This window comes from Pseudomonas taiwanensis DSM 21245, from assembly GCF_000425785.1.
GTDB lineage: Bacteria > Pseudomonadota > Gammaproteobacteria > Pseudomonadales > Pseudomonadaceae > Aquipseudomonas > Aquipseudomonas taiwanensis.
Window position 1 is genome coordinate 58,152 of the sequence record NZ_AUEC01000012.1, and the last position, 26,084, is coordinate 84,235.

The 26,084-nt window shown below is 62.9% G+C and carries 23 protein-coding genes; 13 read left to right on the forward strand and 10 right to left on the reverse strand.

Going from position 1 to position 26,084, the window contains the following annotated elements:
* Positions 1-50: 50 nt before the first annotated feature.
* Positions 51-881: an NADPH-dependent 7-cyano-7-deazaguanine reductase QueF gene (gene queF, locus H620_RS0104110; protein WP_023379595.1), complete on the forward strand. Its 831-nt coding sequence runs from the start codon at positions 51-53 to the stop codon at positions 879-881.
* A gap of 70 nt (positions 882-951) precedes the next feature.
* Here the strand turns inward: queF and H620_RS0104115 are convergent, their stop codons facing one another.
* Both H620_RS0104115 and pcrP read right to left on the reverse strand, forming a co-directional pair.
* Positions 952-1,215, reverse strand: coding sequence for a DUF4404 family protein (locus H620_RS0104115; protein ID WP_015269548.1), 264 nt, complete (start codon positions 1,213-1,215; stop codon positions 952-954).
* Positions 1,216-1,338: 123 nt separating this feature from the next.
* Entirely contained in the window at positions 1,339-1,902 is a 564-nt protein-coding gene (pcrP, locus tag H620_RS0104120; RefSeq protein WP_027906773.1) for an HAD superfamily inactivated hydrolase PcrP, read from the reverse strand.
* A 190-nt stretch (positions 1,903-2,092) separates the two neighbouring features.
* Here pcrP and H620_RS0104125 point away from each other — a divergent pair, with 190 nt between their 5' ends.
* A complete protein-coding gene (locus H620_RS0104125; protein WP_027906774.1) occupies positions 2,093-2,800 on the forward strand; it encodes an MlaA family lipoprotein in 708 nt (235 codons plus the stop codon).
* Positions 2,801-2,858: 58 nt separating this feature from the next.
* Here the strand turns inward: H620_RS0104125 and H620_RS0104130 are convergent, their stop codons facing one another.
* A complete protein-coding gene (locus H620_RS0104130; protein ID WP_023379598.1) occupies positions 2,859-3,158 on the reverse strand; it encodes a PilZ domain-containing protein in 300 nt (99 codons plus the stop codon).
* A gap of 270 nt (positions 3,159-3,428) precedes the next feature.
* On the opposite strand from H620_RS0104130, the gene rssB reads away from it, so the two are divergent.
* Both rssB and rssC read left to right on the forward strand, forming a co-directional pair.
* Positions 3,429-4,610, forward strand: coding sequence for a two-component system response regulator RssB (rssB, locus tag H620_RS0104135; RefSeq protein ID WP_023379599.1), 1,182 nt, complete (start codon positions 3,429-3,431; stop codon positions 4,608-4,610).
* Positions 4,607-5,089 (forward strand): anti-sigma factor antagonist RssC, encoded by a 483-nt coding sequence (rssC, locus tag H620_RS0104140; protein WP_023379600.1) that lies wholly within the window; start codon positions 4,607-4,609, stop codon positions 5,087-5,089. Before rssB ends, rssC begins: the two co-directional genes overlap by 4 nt.
* A 66-nt stretch (positions 5,090-5,155) precedes the next feature.
* Here the strand turns inward: rssC and H620_RS0104145 are convergent, their stop codons facing one another.
* From H620_RS0104145 to H620_RS0104165, 5 genes are all read right to left on the reverse strand, one after another.
* Positions 5,156-7,027, reverse strand: a complete 1,872-nt coding sequence (locus H620_RS0104145; protein WP_027906775.1) for an alkaline phosphatase D family protein — start codon at positions 7,025-7,027, stop codon at positions 5,156-5,158.
* Positions 7,028-7,145: 118 nt separating this feature from the next.
* Positions 7,146-8,072 (reverse strand): transaldolase, encoded by a 927-nt coding sequence (gene tal, locus H620_RS0104150; RefSeq protein WP_027906776.1) that lies wholly within the window; start codon positions 8,070-8,072, stop codon positions 7,146-7,148.
* A gap of 219 nt (positions 8,073-8,291) precedes the next feature.
* A complete protein-coding gene (gene dusA / locus H620_RS0104155; RefSeq protein ID WP_023379603.1) occupies positions 8,292-9,302 on the reverse strand; it encodes a tRNA dihydrouridine(20/20a) synthase DusA in 1,011 nt (336 codons plus the stop codon).
* A 636-nt stretch (positions 9,303-9,938) separates the two neighbouring features.
* Positions 9,939-10,895 carry a DMT family transporter gene (locus H620_RS0104160; protein ID WP_027906777.1) on the reverse strand — a complete coding sequence of 319 codons (957 nt, stop codon included), beginning with the start codon at positions 10,893-10,895 and terminating at the stop codon, positions 9,939-9,941.
* Positions 10,892-11,464 (reverse strand): TetR/AcrR family transcriptional regulator, encoded by a 573-nt coding sequence (locus tag H620_RS0104165; protein ID WP_023379605.1) that lies wholly within the window; start codon positions 11,462-11,464, stop codon positions 10,892-10,894. Before H620_RS0104165 ends, H620_RS0104160 begins: the two co-directional genes overlap by 4 nt.
* A gap of 561 nt (positions 11,465-12,025) precedes the next feature.
* On the opposite strand from H620_RS0104165, the gene H620_RS0104170 reads away from it, so the two are divergent.
* The 5 genes from H620_RS0104170 (at position 12,026) to H620_RS0104190 (ending at position 19,112) form a co-directional block, all read left to right on the forward strand.
* The gene (locus tag H620_RS0104170) at positions 12,026-12,508 is read left to right on the forward strand and encodes a formate dehydrogenase subunit gamma (protein WP_023379606.1); all 483 of its coding nucleotides are present in this window, start codon (positions 12,026-12,028) and stop codon (positions 12,506-12,508) included.
* The gene (locus H620_RS0104175) at positions 12,502-14,061 is read left to right on the forward strand and encodes a formate dehydrogenase beta subunit (protein ID WP_027906778.1); all 1,560 of its coding nucleotides are present in this window, start codon (positions 12,502-12,504) and stop codon (positions 14,059-14,061) included. The genes H620_RS0104170 and H620_RS0104175 overlap by 7 nt, the downstream gene beginning before the upstream one ends.
* A complete protein-coding gene (gene fdhF, locus H620_RS0104180; protein ID WP_023379608.1) occupies positions 14,058-16,937 on the forward strand; it encodes a formate dehydrogenase subunit alpha in 2,880 nt (959 codons plus the stop codon). The genes H620_RS0104175 and fdhF overlap by 4 nt, the downstream gene beginning before the upstream one ends.
* Positions 16,934-17,137 carry a formate dehydrogenase subunit delta gene (locus H620_RS0104185; protein WP_023379609.1) on the forward strand — a complete coding sequence of 68 codons (204 nt, stop codon included), beginning with the start codon at positions 16,934-16,936 and terminating at the stop codon, positions 17,135-17,137. Before fdhF ends, H620_RS0104185 begins: the two co-directional genes overlap by 4 nt.
* Positions 17,138-17,300: 163 nt before the next feature.
* Positions 17,301-19,112 carry an ABC transporter ATP-binding protein/permease gene (locus H620_RS0104190; protein WP_027906779.1) on the forward strand — a complete coding sequence of 604 codons (1,812 nt, stop codon included), beginning with the start codon at positions 17,301-17,303 and terminating at the stop codon, positions 19,110-19,112.
* A 33-nt stretch (positions 19,113-19,145) separates the two neighbouring features.
* Here the strand turns inward: H620_RS0104190 and H620_RS0104195 are convergent, their stop codons facing one another.
* On the reverse strand, positions 19,146-19,775 hold the full coding sequence (locus tag H620_RS0104195) for an SOS response-associated peptidase family protein (protein WP_023379611.1): 630 nt from the start codon (positions 19,773-19,775) through the stop codon (positions 19,146-19,148).
* Between the two features lie 102 nt (positions 19,776-19,877).
* Positions 19,878-21,107 (reverse strand): MFS transporter, encoded by a 1,230-nt coding sequence (locus tag H620_RS0104200; protein ID WP_027906780.1) that lies wholly within the window; start codon positions 21,105-21,107, stop codon positions 19,878-19,880.
* A 364-nt stretch (positions 21,108-21,471) separates the two neighbouring features.
* Between H620_RS0104200 and H620_RS0104205 the strand changes: the two genes are divergently transcribed.
* The 4 genes from H620_RS0104205 (at position 21,472) to H620_RS0104220 (ending at position 25,961) form a co-directional block, all read left to right on the forward strand.
* Positions 21,472-23,712, forward strand: a complete 2,241-nt coding sequence (locus H620_RS0104205; protein WP_023379613.1) for a TonB-dependent siderophore receptor — start codon at positions 21,472-21,474, stop codon at positions 23,710-23,712.
* Between the two features lie 115 nt (positions 23,713-23,827).
* Positions 23,828-24,115 (forward strand): hypothetical protein, encoded by a 288-nt coding sequence (locus H620_RS0104210; protein WP_023379614.1) that lies wholly within the window; start codon positions 23,828-23,830, stop codon positions 24,113-24,115.
* Positions 24,112-25,632: a PepSY-associated TM helix domain-containing protein gene (locus H620_RS0104215; RefSeq protein WP_027906781.1), complete on the forward strand. Its 1,521-nt coding sequence runs from the start codon at positions 24,112-24,114 to the stop codon at positions 25,630-25,632. Before H620_RS0104210 ends, H620_RS0104215 begins: the two co-directional genes overlap by 4 nt.
* A complete protein-coding gene (locus H620_RS0104220; protein WP_023379616.1) occupies positions 25,629-25,961 on the forward strand; it encodes a DUF3325 domain-containing protein in 333 nt (110 codons plus the stop codon). Before H620_RS0104215 ends, H620_RS0104220 begins: the two co-directional genes overlap by 4 nt.
* The last annotated feature ends 123 nt before the right edge of the window (positions 25,962-26,084 follow it).

Below are 26,084 nucleotides of genomic sequence, written 5' to 3' on the forward strand. Positions count from 1 at the left end.
GGCGCAAAAACGGTAGACTAGGGGCATTTCGAACCTTCAGGTCAGTTTCCATGCATCCCGCCGCCGAACATTCCCCGCTGGGCAAGTCCAGCGAATACATTGCCACCTATACCCCTTCGCTGCTGTTTCCGATTCCGCGTACCGCCAAGTGGGCCGAGTTGGGCGTAACCGCCCAGACCCTGCCATGGCAAGGTGTGGATTTCTGGAACTGCTTCGAGCTGTCCTGGCTGCTGCCGTCGGGCAAGCCGGTGGTAGCGATTGGCGAGTTCGCCATTGCGGCCGATTCACCGAACATCATCGAGTCCAAGTCGTTCAAGTTGTACCTCAACTCGTTGAACCAGACGGTATTCGAGTCGATTGCCCAGTTGCAGGCGTGCCTGGTGAAAGACCTCTCCGCTGCCGCCGGCAAACCGGTGGGTGTGCAGGTGCGCACCTTGGCCGAAGTCGAGGCGCAAGGCGTGGTGGCGTTGCCTGGGCAGTGCATCGATGCGCTGGATGTCGCTATCCACAACTACGAGCAGCCCCAGCCGGAACTGTTGCATTGTGACCCTGACCGGGTGGTGGAGGAGACGCTACACAGTCATTTGCTCAAATCCAACTGCCCGGTGACCGGCCAGCCTGACTGGGGCAGCGTGGTGGTCGAATACAAGGGCAAGGCGCTGGATCATGCCAGCCTGCTCACTTATCTGATCAGCTTCCGCCAGCATGCTGACTTCCACGAGCAGTGTGTGGAGCGGATCTACCTTGACCTGAAGCATCTGCTCGAGCCTGAGCATCTGACGGTCTATGCGCGCTATGTGCGCCGGGGCGGGCTGGACATCAACCCGTATCGCAGCACGGGTCCGGTCAGTCCGCAGAACCTGCGGTTGGTGCGTCAGTAAGTCTAGGACTGCTTTACGCCCTGGTGGAGCCGGTTTGCCGGCGATGGGCCGCGCAGCGGCCCTCGCTTCTTCAGATACCCATACTGTGCAGCGAGTTGGCGATACTGCGCAGGGTCGCGGTCAGATCCGGGTGATCGGCCTCGAAACGCTCGATCGCCAGATTCACTCCATCCACCAGGTTGTGGTCTGGTGTCGCTTCCTCAAGCTTCAACTGCGCCTCGATCTGTCGCGCCTCTTCATGCAGGGCGGCCAGTTCCTCATCCGAAAGCGGCACGTTTCGATCCAGTTGCTCGCGCAGGCTGTTCAGTCGCTCTTGCAATTCGCGGGCAGGCATTGGTTGTTCTCCATCAATGGCTTGGCAAGGCATGGACCTCGGCGACGGGGCAAAGGTTCTCGTCTGTCTTCAAGCGTAATTCACTTGCCCACGCTTTGCATGACCCGCATCAACGGTGCTGTATCAGGGTTTTTCGCCTTTGCGTCGGCGCTGGGCGATGTCGACCAGGCAGGTGTCCAGCGCTTCGAGGTGGTCGATGACCGAGTGCACGCCAAGGTCGAACAATGCCAGGGTCGCCCTACCGCGGGCCAGTTCCTGCTCGTGCGGGCTCATGGCTTGCCAATCGCTGGAGGCAAGGTCGCAGGATGGGCTGCAAGCAGCCAGGCCGACGGTCCACAGGCCGGCGTTGAGGCCTGATTGCAGCAGCCGGGGTTCACCGCTGACCAGTACGCAGCCTTCCAGGCGCGGGCTACCCAGGCACATCAGCGCCTGCCAGCAGGCATTCGGCGCAGGCCATTGGGCGCCATTGGCCCCATGGCCAGGCAGCCATTGCGGAAGCACACTGGCCAGGTGCTTGCTCTGGGCTACGCTCTGCTCATCGAGCCAGATGCATGGCACTTGCCGGCGCCGCAAGCCGGCCAGGGCATCGAGCGCGCCAGGGGCGGGCAGGGGGCTGCCGTTTCGAGCCTGTACCAGGCAATTGCGCAGGCCGAACAGCACAGCGGTGAAGGCAGGTGCATCATGCATGGCAACGTCCCTGAAATAGTCCGCAGGCTAGGGCGCGAATGTTACGGCCCAATGACCAGCAACAGATGTTCACAAAATATTGAGCAAAAATGTGTAAAGCTGTTTCTCAACCCGCAAGCCTTTATACTGGCGGCTTATTTGCAGCGCACTGAGCGTGGCTGCGGCCGAGAAAATCGATGGAGAAACATCTATGCGTAGGATCGGTGCCGGTGTGATCGAGCGGGTCACCCAGGCTTGTGTCTGCGCCAGCTTGCTGCTGGCGCCCGTGGCAGCTACCCAGGCAGCCACCGAGGAGGACCCTTGGGAGGCGGTCAACCGTCCGATCTTCAGGTTCAACGACACCGTCGACACGTATGCACTCAAGCCCTTGGCCAAGGGCTACCAGGCCATTACCCCGCAGTTCCTCGAAGATGGTATCCACAATGTCTTCCAGAACCTGGGCGATGTGACCAACCTGGTCAACGATGTGCTTCAACTCAAGCCCCGTGCTGCCGGCATCGACACCGCGCGCTTGATCGTCAACACCACCTTCGGCCTTGGTGGCTTCTTCGATGTGGGCACCAAGATGGGCCTGCAGCGCAACGATGAAGACTTCGGCCAGACCCTGGGCTACTGGGGCGTGAGCAGCGGTCCGTATGTGGTGATCCCGCTGCTGGGCCCCAGCACGGTACGTGACGGCCTGTCCAAGTACCCGGACACCTACACCAAGCCCTACCGCTACATGGACCATGTACCGACCCGCAACTCGATCTTCGCTTTGGACGTGATCGATACCCGCGCTAATCTGCTGTCGGCGGAAAAGCTGATTCAGGGTGACAAGTACATCTTCATTCGCAATGCCTACCTGCAGAACCGCGAGTTCAAGGTCAAGGATGGCGAAGTCGAAGACGACTTCTGATTCACATTGGTGCGAAAAAGGCGACCTCAGGGTCGCCTTTTTCGTATGCCATGCGTGTTCAATGCATGGCCAGGATACGCAGGCCAAGTTTCTGCTGCCCAGTGGGCTGGTCGGCGATCCACACGACCTCGGTGCTGGCGTGCAATCCCCTGAGTGCCGGATGGTCGGAGTCGATGCGCACTTCGAGTCGATCGCCCACCTTGAAGTGCTGCGCGGCTTGTACCTGCATGCCACCGCTGGACAGGTCGAGGCATACCGCCGCGATCACCTGGCCGGCATGTAGCAGGCTGACCTCGGTATCGATGCGCATGCGGATGAAATCACGTTTTTCGCTGTGGCTGGTGGGCGTCTGGGGCATGCTGCATCCTTCCCATCGGGTTGCACGGGTCGGCTTTCTTATAACTCCCGGTGATTTGCCCTGTAAAGAGCAGGGGCGTCGACCTAGCTGTGCTTGAAACGCCTGGCGGATGGGAGTACCGTCTGCGCCTTACGAGGTACCTCCGCCAGTTGCTGGGTCAGTTTTCTTGTCCTACAACTCAAAGAGAGTGTTACCACCGAGTATCCCTGTAGTCGGCTGTCAGTCTTGATGACACCGCTTCACCAACCCAAACCGGCGCCGTTCGCCCACATGCAGAAAACCAGTGCAACGCTGCTGATCATCGATGACGACGACGTGGTCCGTGCGAGCCTCGCCGCCTATCTGGAAGACAGTGGCTTCAGCGTCCTTCAGGCCAGCAATGGCCAGCAGGGGCTCCAGGTCTTCGAAGAACACCAGCCCGACCTCGTGATCTGCGATCTGCGCATGCCGCAGATGGGCGGCCTCGAACTGATCCGCCAGGTCAGCGAGCGCGCGCCGCAGTTGCCGGTCATCGTGGTGTCCGGAGCCGGGGTGATGAGCGATGCCGTCGAGGCCCTGCGCCTGGGTGCGGCCGATTACCTGATAAAGCCGCTGGAAGATCTGGCGGTGCTCGAGCACTCGGTACGCCGAGCGCTCGATCGTTCGCGGCTGGTGCTGGAGAACCAGCGTTACCGCGAGAAGCTCGAAGCGGCCAACCGTGAGCTCGAGGCCAGCCTGCACTTGTTGCAGGAAGACCAGACCGCCGGCCGTCAGGTGCAGATGAACATGCTGCCGGAAAGCCCCTGGGGCGCCGGCGAGTTCGTGTTCGAACACCAGATCATCCCGTCGCTGTACCTGTCTGGCGATTTCGCCGACTACTTCCGCGTGGATGACCGACGCATTGCCTTCTACCTGGCCGATGTCTCCGGACACGGTGCGTCGTCGGCCTTCGTCACCGTGTTGCTCAAGTTCATGACCACACGGCTGCTGTTCGAGCTAAAACGCAACAGGAATCGTGAGTTCAAGCCTTCGGAAGTGCTCAGCCACATCAATCGTGGGCTGATCAACTGTAAGCTGGGCAAGCATGTCACAATGGTGGGCGGGGTGATCGACGAGGAAACCGGCCTGCTGACCTACGCCGTTGGTGGTCACCTGCCGCTACCGGTGTTGTATACCCCGGGCCAGGCGCGTTACTTGGAAGGCCGTGGTTTGCCGGTGGGCCTGTTCGACGAGGCCACCTATCAGGACCAGGTGATCGAGCTGCCGCCGCAGTTCAGCCTGAGCCTGATGTCCGATGGCATTCTGGACCTTTTGCCGGGAGACACGCTCAAAGATAAAGAAGCTGCCTTGCCGGACATCGTCAAGACAGCGGGTGGTAGCCTGGATGGGCTGCGCCAACGATTTGGATTGGCTACGCTTGGGGAGATGCCGGATGATATCGCCCTATTGGTGTTGAGCAGGAACCTTCAATGAGTACCGGTAGAATCCAGTTCGCCGAGCAAAGCGGTACCTTTGTACTGAAATTTGTCGGTGAAGTGCGCCTGACCCTGTGTTCGGCGCTGGATGCGACGATCGAGAAGATCTTCACCGCGCTGAACTTCTCGGCCATCGTCATCGACCTGACCGAGACCGAAAGCATCGACAGCACTACCTTGGGCCTGTTGGCCAAGTTGTCGATTCTGTCGCGGCAGAAGGTTGGCCTGTTGCCGACCGTGGTCACCACCAACCCGGACATTTCGCGTCTTTTGCAGTCGATGGGTTTCGATCAGGTGTTCAACATCGTCGATCGTCCGGTGCCGTGCCCGGAATGCCTGACCGACTTGCCATCCCAGGACCAGAGCGAGGACGTGGTGCGCTCCAAGGTGCTGGAGGCGCACAAAATCCTGATGGGGTTGAACGACTCCAATCGCGAAGCCTTCCACGACCTGGTAAATGCGCTGGAGCGGACCTGATCCCACCTCTGCATCGCTGCCTTCGCGGGTTCACCCGCGAAGGCGCCAGTGAATCCAAGCCAAAGCTCACGCCCGTCGCATGAACTCCGTCGCCGTTCCACCGGCGGCATTCAACTGGAACACCCGCGCTGGCCGCCCCTGTTCATCGAAGAATACCTGTCCGAGCCCCGCGCTGTTCCATAGCCGTTCGCCTGCATCGGCATGGCTGGGCGTGCGCGGTATCACTTCCATCTCCCGACGCTTGGTGAACCAGTTGAGCGGCGAGCGTGGCGCGTACAGCCAGCGGTTCAGCCGGTCGAGCACCGCCAGCAGGCGTTTGGGGAATTCGTTCTTGATGCCGCTGCTGGTGATCTGCCACAGGTGCGGGCTGCGCTGACGATGGCGAATCAGAACTTCGTAGACGAACGAATAGTGCACATCCCCCGACAGGATCACGTAATGCCCCGGTGTGCGCGAGTGGCGGAAGATGTTCAGGATCACCTGCCCTGCACCCCGGTGGGCCATCCAGTTTTCGGCATCTACCAGCAGCGGGTAGCCCAGCCAACTGAACACCCTCTGCACGGTCTCGATCAGCTTCACCCCGAAAATCGGTGCAGGTGACACGATGACGGCGGAAGGATGGTCGAGCAGCGCCTGCTGCAGCTCGCACAGTGCTTCCCAATCCAACAGGCCGGAGGGCTTGGCCAGGTTGCTTTCGCTGCGCCAGCGTCGGGTGCGGGTGTCCAGCACCAGCAGAGGCGGGTTGGTGGGGAGGTTGAATTGCCAGCCCTGAAAGCGCAGTAGCTCGCCGATCAGTTCATCCTGCACCTGGCTACCCGACGCGGTTTCGGCCAGCGCGCCGACTTGCCCGACCAGCGCTTTGCAGCCATCGGGGTCATTGCCCCAGGCCTGGCACAGCAGGTAGCCCAATAGCGCATTGCCGATGATCCGCCGCGAGAAGGGGTGGCCGTAGGCGGTTTCTTCCCATTGTGCCGACAGGTTCCAGTCATCTGTGATGTCGTGGTCGTCGAAGATCATCAAGCACGGCAGGTGCGCCATCACCCGGGCCACCGGAGCCAGGTTGACGGCAAAGGCCTCGATCAGCGGCAACTCTTTGTGGTACCGACCCTGGCGTTGGGGGTTCAGCCCTTGCGGCATGGTCAGGTCGACCAGTTGCCAGGGCGTGGGCGACCATACCAGCAGGTACATGGCCATGACCTCGGCGAAGGTCACCAGGTGATTGTCGGCATTGCTGGAGGAGAAGATCGGCTTGCGTTTGCCACCGAAGAAACGCTCGCGCAGGGTTTCGTTGCGCTCCTGCGCCGGCAGCAAGTCCGCACGGTGGTAGTAGCAGGCGGGGTGCTTGTAGAGTGCGGCGCTGTCGCTGACCAGGGCGCCGTCCAAGGTTTCATCGAGCAGGCCCAGGCGTGCGATCAGTGCATGGATGGCCCGCAGCATCGGGCCGGCCACATCGTCGGCATAGACCTGATCGCCAGTCATCAACAGCAGCGCCGGACGTTGTTCAGGCCGTTGGCATTGCTGCAGCAGGCGATCGGCACATAACAGGCCATCGGTGGCGGGGTGATGCGGTTTGCGGCAAGAGCCGTGTAGTAGCTGGTCAAGGCGTTCGCGCAGCACGAAGTTGGGGCGCCGCTGGCCGGGGTAAAGCAGGTGCTCGGCCCAGTCGGCAATGCCTCGGCCGCCGAGAAGCACATCGTATTGAAGCTCGACGTTGCAGGGCAGGGGCTGCGCGAAATGGATGTCCAGCAGGTGCAGGTAGGCGTGTTTGCCCACTGGGATGACCTGGCAATCGGTCCTTGGCGTGATGCCAGGGCAGTCCAGGGTGAATTCGGGTTGCAGCGGTTGCGTGCAGGCGAGCCAGATGGCCAGGCGCTGGGGCTCCAGGCGGCGCAATACTGGGCCTGCGAGAACGAGCGGCAAAGAGGAGGAGGGTGTCATTGACAGCTCTGGTGGCTAAAAGGCCCTACGCTGGCAAGCCAGCGTCTAACGGACGGTGCAAAATAAAACGGGCGGAAAATGTGAACACTTCCCGCCCGTCAGGCAAACCCGGTATGTATCAGGCTTTTTCAGCCATCAGTTTTTCCAGTTTCTCCTGATCCCGCGCGAACTGACGGATGCCTTCGGCGAGTTTCTCGGTGCCCATGGCATCTTCGTTCATCGCCCAGCGGAATTGGCTTTCGTTCAGTACCTGCTTAGCCTCACCGGCATTACCCGGCTTGAGTATGCGTGGCAATTGCCCTTGATCATCGCTCAACTGCTGCAGAAGTTCAGGGCTGATGGTCAGGCGGTCACACCCTGCCAACTGCTCGATCTGGCCGATGTTGCGGAAGCTGGCGCCCATGACCACGGTGTTGTAGCCATTGGTCTTGTAGTAGTTGTAGATGCGGGTGACCGACTGCACGCCCGGGTCCTCGGCGCCGACATATTCCTGGCCGGTACTCTTCTTGTACCAGTCGTAGATACGGCCTACGAAAGGCGAGATCAGGAACACCCCGGCATCGGCGCAGGCCTGGGCCTGGGCGAAGGAGAACAGCAAGGTCAGGTTGGTCTGGATGCCTTCCTTTTCCAGCTTCTCGGCGGCGCGGATACCCTCCCACGTGGAGGCTAGCTTGATCAGCACGCGGTCTTTGCTCACACCGGCGGCTTCGTAAAGGGCGATCAGTTGGCGAGCTTTGTTCAGCAGCGCCGGTTCATCGAACGACAGACGGGCATCCACTTCGGTGGAGATGCGCCCAGGGATGACCTTGAGAATGCCCGCGCCCACGGCCACGGCGAACTTGTCGCACGCCAGGTCGACATTACCCTTGGCGTCGGCTTTCACCTGCTTGAGCAGGTCGGCATAACCAGGGATGGCGGCTGCCTTGAGCAGCAGCGACGGGTTGGTGGTGGCATCGACTGGCTTGAGGCGAGTGATGGCATCCAGGTCCCCGGTGTCGGCGACCACGGTGGTGAACTGCTTGAGTTGTTCCAGCTTGGAGGTCATGGGCGTGCTCTGTCCTGTGCATTTACTCGACATTACCCGAGCCCCGGCAGCTGCTCAAGGCCTGCCGACGCTGCTCGGGCGAACACCGCGAATCCCTGTGGGCGCGGGCTTTAAAGGTGAGCATTCGAGTCGCAACCGAGCCAGAGGTTCCTTGGCGTCGCTTTGCAATCCCGTCCCCGTAAAAGACGGCTTGTCGGCAGCAAGGCGCTGACTGGCGTGTCACCGCCCCTGCAGCAACTCCGCCGCCTGGTCGAACACCACCAACGGTTCAGGCGCTTTATGAATATCCGCCGACAGCAACTGCCGGAACCGCCGCGCCCCCGGGAAGCCCTGGCCAAGCCCGAGGATATGCCGGGTGATGTGATGCATTGCGCCCCCGCTTTGCAGATGCGCAACGATGTACGGTCGCAGCGTCTCTAGTGCCTGGCTACGGCTTACCGCCGGTGCTTCGCTGCCGAACAGGCGTTGGTCCACCTCGGCCAGCAGGTACGGATTGTGATACGCCTCGCGCCCCAGCATCACGCCATCGAAGGTCTCAAGGTGCGTCTGGCACTCGTCCAGGGTCTTGATGCCTCCGTTGAGCACGATTTCCAGGTCGGGGAAGTCCGCTTTCAACTGCGCGGCAACGTCGTAGCGCAGCGGCGGGATTTCGCGGTTTTCCTTGGGCGACAACCCTTCGAGGATGGCGATACGCGCATGCACGGTAAAGCTACGGCAACCGGCCTCGCGTACCTGCCCGACGAAATCGCACAGTTCGGCATAGCTGTCGCGGCCATTGATGCCGATGCGATGCTTGACCGTGACCGGAGTCGATACGGCATCACGCATGGCCTTGACGCAATCGGCCACCAGCGCGGGATGCGCCATCAGGCAGGCACCGATCATGTTGTTCTGCACCCGGTCGCTCGGGCAGCCGACGTTCAGATTGACCTCATCGTAACCAGCCTCCTCGGCCAGTTTCGCGCAGGCGGCCAGGTCGGCCGGGACGCTACCGCCCAGTTGCAATGCCAGCGGGTGCTCGGAAACGTCGTGGCGCAGGAAGCGGTGGGCGTCGTTGTGAAGGAGCGCACCGGTGGTGACCATTTCGGTGTAGAGCAGGGTGTGCTTGGACAGCAGGCGCAGGAAGAACCGGCAGTGGCGGTCGGTCCAATCCATCATCGGCGCAACGCTGAAGCGGCGGGACGGCTCAGGGCGCGTGGTTTGAGGCTTTGAGGCTGATTCTAGGGGCATTCTGGGTCTACGCAGTGTGTACCGTCCTGGAGGCTGCTGAGAGCGACAGGGTAGGGCGTACCCATACCGAGATCGTGCTTGTGCCAACGCAGAACATGTCAATGTCCAAGCAAGCGGGGAGCTGACGGGGCGGTCGACTGCACCGTTCAGGCCCGCCTGAAGAGAAAGTGCCCTAGTTTACCAAGAGTGCCGCACATTCGCCTGTGTGCAGGTCGCATGGGTTTACACCCGATCTTTGCGGTTGCCGGTAGTTCTGGGTGGAACCGAGTTTTTGCTCTGCCATCGAGCGCGAAAAAGCGTCACTGCGCAGGGAGCGGCACTATTGTTCAGGAGTTTGAGTGCACGCCTGAGGCCGATATCGGATCGGTCTGCATGTCCAAACAGACTTCTCTCAACAGCGTGCGTAACCACTGATGCGCGGGATCGGCCGCGAAGCGAGGATGCCAAAGCAACGACAACGTAAAAGCTTCGGTTGGGACGGCAACGGAAAACTGTACATGCCTTGGTACGGTGATGCGATCAAGCCCAGTTTTCCTCAACTTGCGTCGCTTTCCAGTCCGGGTCATTCAATCTTAGGAAGGGGAAAGGGCAATCGGTAAGGTCCGCTTCCGACTCTTACCGCGAGATCCTGAAGGTTTACCTGCTGCCTTGGCGATGACGTTGATCAGCACGATAGAACTGCCCGATCGCCACGGTAACCCCGAGGAATAGGGTTGCCGTCCCCAGCGCTTCCAATGGCGATGGCCAACGCTGCTGGATGAGAAGACCGAACGTAGTGGCGTAAAGCGTTTCGCTGGCAATCAATTGCCCGCCTAACGCCAGAGGAATGCTTCGCGTTGCGATGGACCAAGCCCAGGCACCGCCGAGGGTTGCTGCCAACCCCTGTACCAGTCCGCAGAGAAGCACCGCCGAGGTTCCGTCGAGAGCGCCGCCGTGGCTTACGAAACTGGACAGTTTCAGGTAGAGCCCCACGGGTAGGAATGCGACCATTTCGATGCTGCACGTCAGGATAAGCAGTGCCGACCAGAACAGCGGATCCATGCCCGGTCTTGTCCGGAGCGCGCGCTCGTTCAGCAAGCCGAAGGCAGTCCAGAATCCAATCGCCAGCAGGGAAAGCAAGATGCCCGCCAGCACCATGACAGCGGGCTGCGAGGCTTGCCCATTGGCGCGCTCGAAACTGCTGGCATTGACCATGATGATACCCAACGCGCCCAGCAGCAGTGGGGCGGCGATGCTACGCCAAGGAATCACTTGGCTGTGCAGGTTTCCGGCGATGGCCAGGACGATGGGCACGCAACCTAGCATCACCGGTGGAATCACCGGCCCAGCTGCGATAACGGCACTGGTGATCAGGAAGAAATAGCCGATGTAGCCCAGAAAGCCGAGCAGGCCGACCGTCAGCCAATCGCCAAGTGTCAGCGTCGTCACTTGTCGACGGAACCGAACCAGCACAATGAGCGCCCCCAGGCCGGCAAACGCGTAACTCACCACCGCTAGGTCAAAGGTGCTGTACTCCCCGATCAGGCTCGGCAACAAATAGAGCAACGACCAGGAAAAAGTGGCTGCGATGGCCGCGATCAATCCAACTTTCATGTGCACTGCTCTGTGTGAGGTTGGCAATGCAGCCATTGTCTGGCCATTTGTCGTGCCGTATTGAAAACCGCCGCGCAATTGCCGTGCGCGGCACTCACAAAGCTGCCCTCCAGCAGCAGAAACAGGCTATCGGCGATTTGCTGTGGGGCGTTGAACTTCGCCAGCCTGGCCAGCGAAACCAATTGCTCGCGCACCCCCGCTTTGTGCCGCTCCGCAGCAAGGAATACCGGGTGACTGAATGAGGAAAACTCGGCAGCACTGTTGACGAACAGGCAGCCGCGATGACTGTCGCGCTCGACGTAGCCCTGATAGAGATCGAAGAACGCCAGAAGCGCCTCCAGGGGATCGGGCAAGTCGTTGCGCAGTTGCTCGACTCTCGCTCGCCAGATGCGATCACGCTCCTCCAGGCATGCAACGATCAGCGAATCCTTGGATGGAAAGTGGCCGTAAAGCGTCATCTTGGTGACACCGGCCCGCGCAGCGATGGCCGCTACGCCGGTGACATGTAGTCCTTGGCTCAGAAATAGCTCCAGGGCGGCGTGGATAAGTCGCTGGCGAGTTTCTTCCATGGCGGTTGGCCTTCGCATATGGGGCGGTGATTCGACTATACCGACCGGTAAGGATTGATTGGGCGCAGAAGCGACCACTCTCGATGTACCAGCGACACCGGCCTGCGAACTGATCTTGATGAGGCTGTCACCTGCGCCCGCGTCTGCAGGAAGCGCTAGCTTCGCCGACTGAATCGCGCACTGAAGACAGCCCACCGAGGCGGACAAGGCGCTTCGCGACCCTGGCACGGTTGTGGTGCTGACGCAATAACTTGCGCCGGGGTTTATCGTTGAGCGATGGGCATCCCGGTGGGCGTGTATGGCCACTGCGACAAGCGCACGCAGCTGCCAACCCTTCACGTCGGTTTCAGGATGCGCCTGGTCGCTCCCACGCACCTTCTTGGCCCTACAAGTGCCATGCTTGTTGGATGCCCCGGAGTCCAGTGCGCGCAGACGCACGGCCTTGGGCAAGGAGGCTGCCGACAACCACGCAACCGTGACGTGGTCGGTACGCCGCAGCAGAACACGCCGGGCACTTGCCACTACAACAAAAGGCGGGCCCGTGATGCAGAGGTCCGCTGTATGCCTGATGAACTGCTTGACCTGCCGTTGATCCACAGCATTCTGGCGCGCGAAAAGGAAAACCCTGGCGCGCTGTTACCGATTCTCCATGCCATCCAGGACAGCATCGGCTACGTACCCGATGCCGCCGTCCCCGAGATTGCCCATGCCCTCAACCTCAGCCTGGCCGAGGTGCGTGGGGTCATCAGCTTCTATCACGATTTCCGCACCGCGCCGCCAGCCCGGCACACCCTACGCCTGTGCCGCGCCGAGTCGTGTCAGAGCCGTGGAGCCGAAGCCCTGGCCGCGCAACTGCGCGAGCAGCTGGCGCTGGACGATCATGGCACCAGCGCCGATGGGGCTATCGGTTTGCGACCTGTGTATTGCCTGGGAGCCTGTGCCTGTTCGCCAGCCCTGGAGCTGGACGGTCAACTGCACGCAAGGCTCACCCCTGAGCGGTTGCGGGCCTTGGTCAAGGGTTGCCTGGAGGACGCAGCATGCTGAAGCTGTTCATCCCCTGCGACTCCGTGGCCCGTGCCGTCGGTGCCGATCAGGTCGCCGATGCCCTGTTGCGCGAGGCCGAGCGTCGGCAATTGCCGCTGCAGATCCAGCGCACCAGCTCACGTGGTCTCTACTGGCTCGAACCCTTGGTGGAGTGCGACTTCGGCCGGGGGCGTCAAGGCTTCGGGCCGGTTACCCCGGAGGACGCGCCAGCCTTGCTCGATGCGCTGGTGGGCGAGCCGGGTGGCCATTCGCTGGCCTTGGGTGCCGTTGAAGACATTCCGTATCTGAAAAGCCAGCAGCGCCTGCTGTTCGCCCGCGCCGGCATCACCCGGCCCTTGTCGCTGGAGGACTACCGCGCCCATGGCGGCTTCGAAGGCTTGCGCAGCGCCGTGACGATCGGCGGTGCCGATGTGGTCGCCCAGGTGCTCGAATCCGGCCTGCGCGGCCGTGGTGGCGCAGCCTTCCCGGCGGGCATCAAGTGGCGCACCGTGCGTGAAGCCGGCGCTGGACAGAAGTACGTGGTGTGCAATGCCGACGAAGGCGACTCCGGCACCTTCGCCGACCGCATGCTGATGGAGGGCGATCCGTTCCTGCTGATCGAAGGCATGGCCATTGCCGGTCTCGCGGTGGGCGCAAGCAAGGGGTACATCTATGTGCGCTCGGAGTACCCGGATGCGATCCGCGTGCTCGACCAGGCACTGCTCATCGCCCGTGACGCGGGTTATCTGGGCGACGACATAGTCGGCAGCGGCCAGGCCTTCGACCTGGAGGTGCGAGTAGGGGCGGGTGCTTATATCTGCGGCGAGGAAACCGCGTTGCTGGAGTCCATCGAGGGCAAGCGCGGAATCGTCCGTGCCAAGCCACCGCTGCCTGCCCTGCAAGGCTTGTTCGGCCTGCCGACCCTGGTGCACAACGTGCTCACCCTGGCCTCGGTGCCGACGATCCTGGCCAAGGGCGCGGCGTTCTATCGCGACTTCGGCATGGGGCGCTCGCTGGGCACCATGCCGTTCCAGCTGGCGGGCAATGTCCGCTACGGCGGCCTGGTGGAACGCGCCTTCGGTTTGACCCTGCGGGACCTGGTGGACGGCTATGGCGGCGGCACCGCCAGCGGCCGGCCGTTGAAGGCCGCGCAGGTGGGGGGGCCACTCGGCGCCTGGGTGCCTCCCAGCCACTTCGACACCCCGCTGGATTACGAAGCGTTCGCCGCCATGGGCGCGATGCTCGGCCACGGCGGCGTGGTGGTGGCCGACGACACCCTGAACATGGCCAGCATGGCGCGCTTCGCCTTGCAGTTCTGTGCCGAGGAGTCCTGCGGCAAATGCACCCCGTGCCGAATCGGCTCTACCCGTGGCATGGAGGTGGTGGACCGGCTGATCGCCACCCGTGACCTCACCGAACGCCACGACCAGGCCCTGTTGCTGCGTGACCTGTGCGACACGATGCAGTACGGCTCGCTGTGCGCCATGGGCGGGATGACCTCCTACCCGGTGGCCAGTGCACTCAAATACTTCCCCGCCGACTTCGGGTTGACCACCACGGAGGCCGCCCAATGATCAATTTCTTCGACCCCCAGACCGACCTCGGAACCCCAGCGCGCGAAAGCGACGTGCAGGTCAGCCTGACCATCGACGGGCGCGCGATCAGCGTTCCTTCGGGCACGTCCGTCATGCGTGCCGCCGCGTTGCTGGGCACCAGCATCCCCAAACTTTGCGCCACCGACAGCCTGGAAGCCTTTGGCTCGTGCCGGCTGTGCATGGTGGAAATCGAAGGCATGCGCGGCTACCCGGCTTCGTGCACCACGCCGGTCAGCGAAGGCATGGTGGTGCGCACCCAGACCCCGCGCCTGGCCGGCCTGCGCCGCAACGTGATGGAGCTGTACATCTCCGACCACCCGCTGGACTGCCTGACCTGCTCGGCCAACGGCAATTGCGAACTGCAGACCGTCGCCGGACAGGTTGGCCTGCGCGAGGTGCGCTACGGCTATGATGGCGCCAACCACCTGGCGGAACAGAAAGACCAGTCCAACCCGTATTTCGATTACGAGCCCAGCAAGTGCATCGTCTGCAGCCGCTGTGTGCGCGCCTGCGAGGATATCCAGGGGACCTTCGCCCTGACCATCACCGGACGCGGTTTCGACTCGCGGGTCGCGCCAGCCGGTGGCGACAACTTCCTCAGCTCCGAGTGCGTATCCTGCGGTGCCTGCGTGCAAGCCTGCCCGACCGCCACCCTCAGCGAGAAAAGCGTGATCGAGCTTGGCCAGCCCGAGCGAGCGGTCATCACCACGTGTGCCTACTGCGGCGTGGGCTGTTCGTTCCGCGCCGAAATGAAAGGCGACCAGTTGGTACGCATGGTCCCGGACAAGAATGGCGGCGCCAACCACGGCCATGCCTGCGTCAAGGGCCGGTTCGCCTGGGGTTATGCGACCCACCCCGACCGCATCACCAAACCGATGATCCGCAAGCGCCTGGAAGACCCTTGGCAGGAAGTCAGCTGGGACGAGGCGGTGACCTATGCGGCCAGTGAGTTCCGGCGCATCCAGCTCAAATACGGGCGCGACTCGATTGGCGGTATCACCTCCAGCCGCTGCACCAACGAGGAAGCCTACCTGGTACAGAAACTGGTGCGCACCGCGTTCGGCAACAACAACGTCGACACCTGTGCCCGGGTCTGCCACTCACCGACTGGCTATGGCCTCAAGCAAACCCTGGGGGAGTCGGCAGGCACCCAGAGCTTCGACTCGGTGATGCAGGCCGATGTGGTGCTGGTGATCGGCGCCAACCCCACCGACGCCCATCCGGTGTTCGGCTCGCAGCTCAAACGGCGCCTGCGCCAGGGCGCGCGTCTGATCGTCATCGACCCTAGGCGCATCGACCTGGTCGACTCGCCCCATGCCCGCGCCGACCTGCACCTGCAACTGCGGCCCGGCACCAACGTGGCCATGCTCAATGCCTTGGCTCATGTGATCGTCACGGAAGGGCTGCTGGCGCAGCGCTTCATCGACGCCCGCTGCGAGACCGTGGACTTCGCCCACTGGCGCGATTTCGTCAGTCAGCCGGAGAACGCCCCCGAGGTACTTGGCCCTGTGTGCGGTGTACCCGCCGAGCAGATCCGTGCCGCGGCGCGCCTGTATGCAACCGGTGGCAACGCGGCGATCTACTACGGGCTTGGCGTTACCGAGCACAGCCAAGGCAGTACGGCGGTAATGGGCATCGCCAACCTGGCCATGGCCACCGGCAACATTGGCCGGGAAGGGGTCGGGGTGAACCCATTGCGCGGGCAGAACAATGTGCAGGGCTCGTGCGACATGGGTTCGTTCCCCCACGAGTTGCCCGGTTACCGGCACATTTCCAACGAAACCGTACGTGCCGAATTCGAGCAAGCCTGGGGCGTGACCTTGCAACCCGACCCCGGGCTGCGCATTCCCAACATGTTCGAGGCCGCGCTCGACGGCAGCTTCAAGGCGCTGTACTGCCAGGGCGAGGACATTGCCCAAAGCGACCCAAACACTCAGCACGTCACCGCAGCGCTGCTTGCCATGGAGTGCGTGGTGGTGCAGGACATCTTCCTCAACGAGACGGCCAAGTTCGCCCATGTGTTCCTGCCGGGCAGTTCGTTCCTCGAGAAGGACGGTACCTTCACCAATGCCGAGCGGCGTATCTCGCGGGTGCGCAAGGTGATGGAGCCGCTGGCCGGCAAAGCCGACTGGGAGGCTACCGTGGCCCTGGCCAATGCCCTGGGCTACCCGATGAACTACCGCCACCCGTCCGAGATCATGGACGAGATCGCCCGCCTCACGCCGACCTTCCACCGCGTCAGCTACACCGAGCTCGACCGCCACGGCAGCCTGCAGTGGCCGTGCAACGAGGCAGCGCCCGACGGCACGCCGACCATGCACATCGACCAGTTCGTGCGGGGCAAGGGGCGCTTCATGCTCACTGGGTACGTGCCTACCGACGAGAAGGTCAACAACCGCTATCCGCTGCTGTTGACCACCGGCCGCATCCTCAGCCAGTACAACGTTGGCGCCCAGACCCGGCGCACCGCCAACGTCGCCTGGCATGATGCCGACCGTTTGGAAATTCACCCTACCGATGCCGAGAGCCGGGGCATCGTCGAGGGTGACTGGGTTGGCATTGGCAGTCGTGCGGGGCAGACGGTGCTGCGTGCCAAGGTCAGCACACGGGTAGCGCCCGGGGTGGTCTACACCACCTTCCACTTCCCCGAGTCTGGCGCCAACGTGATCACCACCGACAACTCCGACTGGGCCACCAACTGCCCGGAATACAAGGTTACGGCGGTGGAGGTGGTGAAGGTGTTCCAGCCGTCGCAATGGCAGAAACGCTACCAGGACTTCAGCGAGGAGCAGCGTCGTCTGCTCAAGGAGCGCCGCGCCGCGGAACAACCGGAGAAAGCCGAGGTACGTCGATGAGTAGTGAAAACCTGGTGAAGATGGCCAACCAGATTGCCCATTACTTCGACAGCGAACCGGATCACGCCCTGGCGGTACAGGGCGTGAGGCAGCATCTGAAAAGCTTCTGGACACCGGCCATGCGTCGGCAACTGAGCGAGTGGAACCAAGCCCATGGGGGAGAGGGCTTGGACCCGAAAGTGCGGGAGGCTCTGGCCTAGGGGAGGGAGTGCTGGTCCTGTCGCCGGCAACCCGGCTACTACAGAGGGTGTGCCGGGGTGGGGGTGGTGCGAAGATGAAATGTCCGTAATGTTTTTCTGTCGAGTCCTGGGGTAATGCTACGCTCGCGAAAACAACCCCATGCACTCGTTACGGAATTGCACCATGGACATGAACTGGCACCAGGCCTTGCAGGAGAGCCTGAGCTGGCTTGCAATCGCCTCGTTCATCACCCTTGCCTGTTTCACCGCTGCGGCCGCGCTGGCAGTGCGCTATACCCGTTGGGGCAGCCAGTTCTGGCAGTTGGCCGGCCCTTACTTTAGTTTCCGGCGCAGCTGGCGGCCTCTGCTTGGGTTCGCGCTGCTGCTGGTGCTGACCTTGTTCGCGGTGCGCCTGAACGTGCTCTTCTCGTTCTGGTACAACGGCTTCTACAGCGCGTTGCAGGCCCTGAACCAGACAGCGTTCTGGTACTTGCTCGGGGTATTCGCGGTGCTGGCCACCATCCATGTGCTGCGCTCGCTGTTCACTTATTATGTGACTCAGGCTTTCAACATCCATTGGCGAGTCTGGCTGACCGAGCGCCTGACCGGTGATTGGATGCATGGCGACGCCTACTACCGTGGGCAGTTCCTCGCCGAGCCGGTGGACAACCCCGACCAGCGTATCGAGTTGGACGTCAACGCCTTCGTGACCAATTCGGTGTCTCTGGCATTGGGTGCGGTCAGCGCGCTGGTTTCGCTGGTCGCCTTCACGGGCATTCTCTGGGGGCTGTCGGCGCCGCTGTCGGTGGCTGGGTACGAAATCCCGCGGGCGATGGTATTCGCCGTCTACGTGTATGTGATCGTCGCCACCTGGATCGCCTTTCGCCTCGGGCGTCCGCTGATTCGCCTCAACTTCCTCAACGAAAAACTCACGGCCAACTTCCGTTATGCATTGATGCGTCTGCGCGAAAACGCGGAGAACATCGCGTTCTACCAGGGCGCTCAGGTGGAGCGAGGCACGTTGCTCGGCCGCTTCACCGCGCTGATCGGCAACGTCTGGGCGTTGGTGTTCCGAACCTTGAAGTTCAGCGGCTTCAACCTGGGTATCAGTCAGGTGGCCGTGGTGTTTCCGTTCATCCTGCAGGCGCCGCGGTTCTTCAGCGGTGCAATCAAGCTTGGCGATGTGATGCAGACCTCCCAGGCCTTTGGCCAGGTGCAGGATTCGCTGTCGTTCTTCCGCGAGTCCTACGATACCTTCGCTCAGTACCGCGCCACCCTCGACCGTCTGACCGGTTTTCTCGATGCCAACCAGCAGGCCAGCGAACTGCCGCAGGTCACCACGCAGGACCAGGCACACGCGCTGGACATCAGCCGGCTGCAAGTGCTGCGCCCCGACGGCCACCCCTTGATCGCCGACTTGAATCTGAACCTTCAGGCCGGCCAGGCGCTGTTGATCAAGGGGCCGTCCGGCAGCGGCAAGACCACCTTGCTGCGCGCGCTGGCAGGGCTATGGCCCTATGCCGAAGGCTTGGTCCGCAGACCCCTGGGCAATCAGGCGCTGTTCCTTTCGCAGCGCCCATACCTGCCACTGGGCGACCTGCGAACCGCCATCGCCTACCCGGCGAGCAGCGGTGCGGCGGACGATGCGCGCATGCAGCAGGCGTTGCGTCAAGTCAACCTGCCCCACCTGGCCGAGCGGCTGGACGTCAGTTGCGACTGGTCGCACATACTCTCGGTTGGCGAGCAGCAGCGCCTGGCGTTCGCCCGGGTGCTGTTCAACCGGCCCCAAGTGGTGTTTCTCGACGAGTCCACTTCAGCCATGGACGAGGGGCTGGAGCATGCGCTGTATTCATTGTTGCGCAATGAGATGCCTGACACCTTGCTGGTCAGTGTCGGCCACCGCAGTACCTTGGCCAGCTTCCACTCCCACCGCCTGGAAGTGGATGGCCATGGCGGTTGGTCGTTGATCGAACAGGAGTTGCTACCCGTCGGCTAGGGCGTGCACCTGTGGGAGGCGCCTGCCTGTAGTTCAGCGCCGCACTTGCGCTGGGTCGGTTACGGCGGACCACTCGAACTGGTCTGGCGCCAGGTACTGCACCTGCTCCGCCGGCAGCTGCGAATCGAGCCACGACCGCGCGTGTTCCGGCGCCAGCACCAGGGGCAGGGCGGTGCCGGCTCGTGGATCATGGTCCTGCGTCAGGATCACGAAACCATCGTCCTCTTCTGGCGCCAGCCCTATACGAATCTGCGTCAGCGCGGCGACGAAGATCGGAGCCCCGCTTTTCAGGCGAACGAAGTGGCACCGTCGCCCGTTAGGTGCCTGTGCATCGTCCGACCAGGCGTACCATCCGTCCGCCATCACCAGCGCTCGGGTCTGTGGCCACAAGGCATGGAAGGGCAGGCAGGCGCTGATGATCTGCAGTGGCGCGCTGATCGACGCAGGCTGGCGCTTGCCCGCCCACAGCGGTGTCCACCCCCACGGACGTGGCGTCAAGCGCAGGCCGGTGTCGCTGTCGTGCAGGATCAGCATGCGAGTGCCCGGCTCGATGGTGGGGTGGCCAGGGGGCTCGTTGCTGGCGCTGTCGAGCACAGGCTGTTCGGCGCCCAGCACTCGCAGGTAGTCGGCAGGGCCCTGGTATTGGGCGAAGCACTCACACATGGGCGTTACTCCCTGAGGCGGGTGGAGCGAAGCTGGAAGGCTCCGGGGTCTGTGGCACGTTACCTCGCCGACAGTGAAGCGTTGATGATCTATGCAGCGTTTTCACTGTGAGTGCACCTGGCTGCTGAAGTGGGGCAACAGGGCCAAGCCGACCAGCGTGGCGCCGGCGAATGCGGCGCCGACCAGGAATGTGGCCCGAAAACCTGCGCCGTCCCATAACAGGCCAGCGACCACGCTGGCACCCAGCAGCGCCGCGCCGGTGAGCAGGTGGAACAGGCCAAAGGCCGTCCCACGCAGTCTGGCCGGGGCACTGTCAGCGATCAACGCACTGAATATGCCCTGCGTGAAGCCCAGGTGCAGCCCCCAGGCCACCACGCCGAGTGCCAGCCCGATCCAGCCCGGACACAGCGCCAGCAGCAGGTCGGCGATCAGCAGCAATGCCAGCCCCAGCATCAGCACCACGCGGCGGCCGCGCCGGTCGGACAGCGTACCTGCAGGGTAGGCCGAGATCGAATAGGCCAGGGCCAGGAGCACCAGCACCGCCGGTGCCCACTGCGCGGCCAGGCCCATGTCCTGAGCGCGCAGCAACAGGAAGGCTTCGCTGAAGCGGGCCAGGGTGAACAGCGTGGCCAGGATGATCAGCCGCCAGTAAGCAGACCCTAGCCGCACCAACTGGCGCAGGGCAAGCGGTGAGCGTACGGGACGCGTCTTGGGCAGGGTGTCCGGCTCGCGGACGAAGGCTATGAGGATGAACACTGCCAGGAACGCAGGCACCACCGCCACCCAGAACACCGTCTGGAAGTGACTGGAAGTCAGCCACATCACCCCGATCGCCAGCAGTGGCCCGAGCAAGGCGCCGACCGTATCCAGCGCCTGACGCAAGCCGAATGCTGCACCGCGAAGCTCTGGAGGGGTCACATCCGCCACCAGCGCGTCCCTGGGCGCCCCGCGAATACCCTTGCCGATGCGGTCGACAAAGCGCGCACCGGTCAGCCACTCAAGGCCGGTCGCCAGCGGGAATACTGGTTTGGTCAGGGCCGCGAGGGCATAGCCCAGCACCGTGAGCAGCTTGCGTTTGCCCAGCCGGTCGCTCAAGGCACCGGAGAACACCTTGGTGATCGATGCGGTGGCCTCGGCGATACCCTCGATGAAACCCACCGCAACGACCGAGGTACCAAGCACGGTCACCATGTACAGCGGCAAAAGGGCGTGGATCATCTCCGAGGAAATGTCCATGAACATCGATACGAAGCCCAGCGCCCAGACACTGCGGGGAATTTTCGGCAGTACCCGGGTGGGTCCTGAGCGTTCGGATTTTTCGGCGGCGCGCATGGTTGGCCTCGGCTTCCTACCTTCGAAACTGTAGGAGTCATTGGGCAGGTTGCAACATTGCTGGTGTGCCGGGTTGTTCATGCCAGCCGACCCGCTTTGCCGGCGCTGCGACAGTGCCCGAAAAACGTCTGGGGGCGACGCGGCGACCGTGCTCCCACTCCTGAAGCGAACATACCGAACCCCCGCTTGGCGAAGTTCCGTCACAAATATGTAAATTTCGTAAATAAGATTTAAACGCATTTGAGAATCATTATATTCACCATCCCTGTTGGCCCCACACAATGCTTGCCGGGCCGAAGGGCGAGGGGCCCGTCGGCGCGCAGGCCGGGCCGTGCCTTTGCCCATGACCGCAGGAGAAGTGTCGATGCAATCCAGAACCTCACCCAACAGCCTGGCCCTGGCGTTTGTCGCGCTGGCGTCGCCGGCCATGGTGGCGACTGCGGCCGAGGCCGAACAGCAACACACCGGTGAGGTGGTGGAGGTTCCGATGGCCGACCCTGCGCTGGTGATCCAGGACACCTTGGTGACCGCCGAGCGTGAGGCACGCCAGGCGCTGGGTTCGTCGATCATCACTGCTGAAGATATCCAGCGTCACCCACCAGCCAATGACCTGTCCGACATCATTCGCCGCGAGCCGGGGGTCAACCTCACCGGCAACAGTGCCAGTGGCGCGCGGGGCAACAACCGCCAGATCGACCTGCGGGGCATGGGGCCGGAAAACACCCTGATCCTCATCGATGGCAAGCCCTCCAGTGCACGCAATGCGGTGCGTTATGGCTGGAACGGCGACCGCGACACCCGTGGCGAAACCAACTGGGTGCCGGCCGAGGCTGTCGAGCGCATCGAGATTCTTCGCGGTCCGGCTGCAGCGCGCTACGGCTCCGGCGCCATGGGCGGGGTGGTCAATATCATCACCAAACGCCCCACCGAAGCGTTCAAAGGCAACGTCAACCTGTACACCCAACTGCCCCAGGACAGCGCCGAAGGGGCTAGCCAACGGACCAACTTCAACCTCAGCGGCGGGCTGACCGAAAACCTGGGGGGGCGGTTGTACGGAGGCCTGGCCAAGACCGATGCCGACGACCTGGACATCAACGCCAGCCATGCCAACAGCGCTTTGGTCGCTGGCCGTGAAGGGGTGCGCAACAAAGACATCAATGGTCTGCTGAGCTGGAAACTCAATGATGAGCATCGCCTCGAAGCCAGCGCAGGTTACAGCCGCCAGGGCAACATCTACGCTGGCGATACCATGAACAGCAACGGTGGCAGCAATGTCGAGCTGATCTCCAGCCTGTATGGCCACGAGACCAATGTCATGCAACGGAGCACCTACGACCTGACCCACCTGGGTGATTTCACCTGGGGCACCAGCAAGACCTCCCTGGCCTACGAGTACGTGCGCAACTGGCGTCTTAACGAAGGCCTGGCCGGTGGGCCTGAAGGGGCGATCAACGACACCGGGGCGGCTATGTCGCGCCTGCGCAACACCCGCCTGAGCAGCGAAGTGAACCTGCCGTTCGCCACGGGCAGCACCGAGCACGTGCTGACCCTGGGCGGTGAGTACCTCTACGAGTCGCTCAACGACCAGGGCTCGTTCCGCCCGCAGAGCTTCGACCCCAGTGGCGCGGGCAACAACGTCATCAGCGGTTTCGACCGCAGCGACTCGAAGATGACCGCCAAGAGCTATGCGCTGTTCGTCGAGGACAACATCGTTATCGGTGACACCACCGTCACCCCTGGCCTGCGTTTCGACCATCACGAGACCTTTGGCGACAACTTCAGCCCGAGCCTGAATGTGGCGCACAAGTTGACTGAGTCGTTGTCGCTCAAAGGGGGGATTGCCCGCGCCTACAAGACGCCGAACCTGTACCAGTCCAACCCTAATTACCTGCTCTACAGCCGTGGCAACGGCTGCAGCGTGCAGCAGACCAACGCCGGTGGCTGCTACCTGCAAGGCAACGCCGACCTGAAGCCGGAAATCAGCGTCAACAAGGAAGTCGGCCTGCTGTACGACCGTGGCACCTGGCGCACCAGCGCGACCTACTTTCGCAACGACTACAAGAACAAGATCATCGGCGATACCGATGTGCTCTACACCATCAACAGTGGCCGTCGTGTGACCCAATGGGAAAACGCCGGCAAGGCGCGGGTCGAGGGTATCGAGGGCAACCTGTTCGTCGAGCTGAGCCCGACGGTGGACTGGAACACCAACCTGACCTGGATGCTCGACAACGACAACCGCGAAACCGGCGAGCCGCTGTCGGTGATCCCCGAGTACACGGTCAACACCACGCTGGACTGGCGTGCCACCGACAAGCTGTCGTTCCAGGTCGCCGGCACTTACTACGGCAAGCAGAAATCGCCGACCTACAACTTCCGCACCCAGGAAGACTACGACGAACAGGCGCAGCAGGATGTCGAAGCCTACGGGTTGGTGGATGTCAGTGCCGGGTACACGTTCAACGCCAACTACAACGTGCGGGTAGGGGTGAACAACGTGTTCGACAAGCAGATCCTGCGCGGCGGCAATGCCAGCAGCTCGGGCGCCAACACCTACAACCAGCCAGGGCGCGCGTTATTCGCTTCGTTGAACATCTCGTTCTGATCATCGCTAGCAAGCCGGCCCCACACGACCCTTGTGGGAGTCGGCTTGTGGTGGTGACGAACCGCAGCGATCGGGCTGCACGCAGCCCCCTAGGAAAAACACCAAGGACCACTCGATGATCAGAGTCCCCGCCTGGCTGCAGATCCTCTCCCGCAGCTGCGCCGCGTTACTCGGCGGCTACGCCTTCAGTTACTCGGCCACCGCTTGCCTTGCCCGTCTGCTGCCGCTATCGCCCGCCGACGCGGTGATCGTCTCGACCCTGCTGGCATTCGTCCTCTACACCGGCGCCATCCTCTGGGCCTTCGCCAGCCGTGACGCCTTGCGCGCCTGGGCGCCGCTCGTCCTGGCAGCGCCGCTGGCGCTCATCGGGTTCTGGCCCCAGACACTGGAGTGGCTGGCATGAAAAACACGTTCACTCAATCCATGGCCTGGCTGCACACCTGGGCCGGGCTGATCTTCGGTTGGTTGCTGTTCGCCATTTTCGTCACCGGCACGTTGGCGGTGTTCGACGAGGAACTCGATCACTGGATGAAGCCTGAGATCCCGACCCGTAGCGTTTCCCAGGCCGATGCTGCCCGACAAGCGGTGGCCTTTTTGCAGGCGCATGAGCCGACAGCGAGCCACTGGGGTATCAGCTTGCCCACCGAGCGGGCGCCGGGGCTGCGGGTGTCCACGGGGGAGCGCCGCCATGGCGGTGGGGTGCAACTGGACCCGGCAACCGGCGAAGTCATCGAGGTCCGTGACAGCGTCGGCGGCAACTTTTTCTTCCGTTTCCACTTCACCCTCGACCTGCCGCGCAATTGGGGCATCTTCGTGGTCGGAGCCCTGGCCCTGGTGATGCTCGCCGCGCTGGTGACCGGCATCGTCATTCACAAGAAAATCTTCAAGGAGTTCTTCACCTTCAGACCGAACAAAGGCCAGCGCTCCTGGCTGGATTTTCACAACGCCAGTGCAGTGCTGTTGCTGCCGTTTCACCTGATGATCACCTACACCGGGCTGGTGATCTTCATGCTGATCTACATTCCCGCGGGCGTCGATGCGCTGTTCGATGGCAACCACCGCGCTTACTTCCAGGCCCAGGGCAATGCGCGGCTCGAACAACCCCGTGGGTTGACCAGGCAACCCGGCGAGCTGGTGGACATCGCACCCTTGCTGGCCCAGGCCGAGGCCCAGCTCGGCCCGATTGCTGGCTTGAGCATCCGTAACCCCAACACGGCCGGCGCACGTATCGAGATCCGCCCGGAGCTGGGCAACCGCATCGCCCTCAGCAAGGGCCAGGCGATGGTGTTCGATGGCGTCAGCGGCAAGCTGCTCAGCGATGTGCCTGAGCTGCGCCCTGCGCCGTTGACCCAGCGGGTGATGGTCGGCCTGCATTTCGCTCAATTCGGGGGCTACCCGATGCGCTGGCTGTACTTCGCCTGCGGGCTGGTCAGCTGCGCGATGATCGCCAGCGGCCTGGTGCTGTTCTGCGTCAAGCGCGGGCGCCAATACGCCAACAGCGGTGCCGAAGCACGCGGGCTTGGTGGGTACCGGGTTGCCGAGGTGTGCAACATCGGCTTCATCACCGGCCTGCTGCTGGCCTGCATCGGCTTGCTGTGGGCCAGCCGCTTGCTGCCAGTCGAACTGGCACTGCGGGAGCAGTGGGAAGTACGGGCGTTCTTTGGCGTGTGGTTGCTGGCGCTGCTGCATGCGGGTGTGCGCCCGGCCAAGCGCGCTTGGGTCGAGCAACTTGGCCTGGCCGCGCTGCTGTGCGCAGGCTTGGCCTCGCTCGGGGGAGTCGGCGATGCCATCCGTCTTGGCGTGGTGGTCACGGCGCTGGTGCTGGGCGGGCTTCTGGGGGCGGCGGCGTGGCGGGTGCAGCGTAAGCCGTCGGCGCCCAGGCAGGCAAGGGCAGGGCGCCTGAGGGAGATGCAAGCATGATCATGCTGGTCACAGGCGGCGTGCTGTGCGCCTACGCTGGAATGCTCGGGCTGTGCCAGGGCCTGGAGCGCCACTACAAGCAGGTCTGGCAGCGCACCTGCCCCCGGTCGCTTCGTCTGACCCTGCGCAGCGCAGGTTGGCTGGCCTTGCTGGCGAGCCTGTGGCTCTGTGCCCAGGCCTGGGGTTGGGCCATGGGACCGGTGGCTTGGTTCGGTGCGATGTCGCTGGCCGGGATGGCACTGCTGATGCTGCTGCCATACTGGCCACGGCTGGCGGTTGCGTTGGTTGCGCTGGTGCCGGTCTGGGGGCTGCTGCAGCTGTGCTTTTGAGCCGGACGCGAGGCTGCAAGCCAGTCCCTGGCGCGCTGACGCTGCCTTCCGTCACCCTGGCGGTTGCGGTAAAACATCCACAGACGTGCTAAACCAGTCTGCTCAACTCGACCCTCAAGAGAT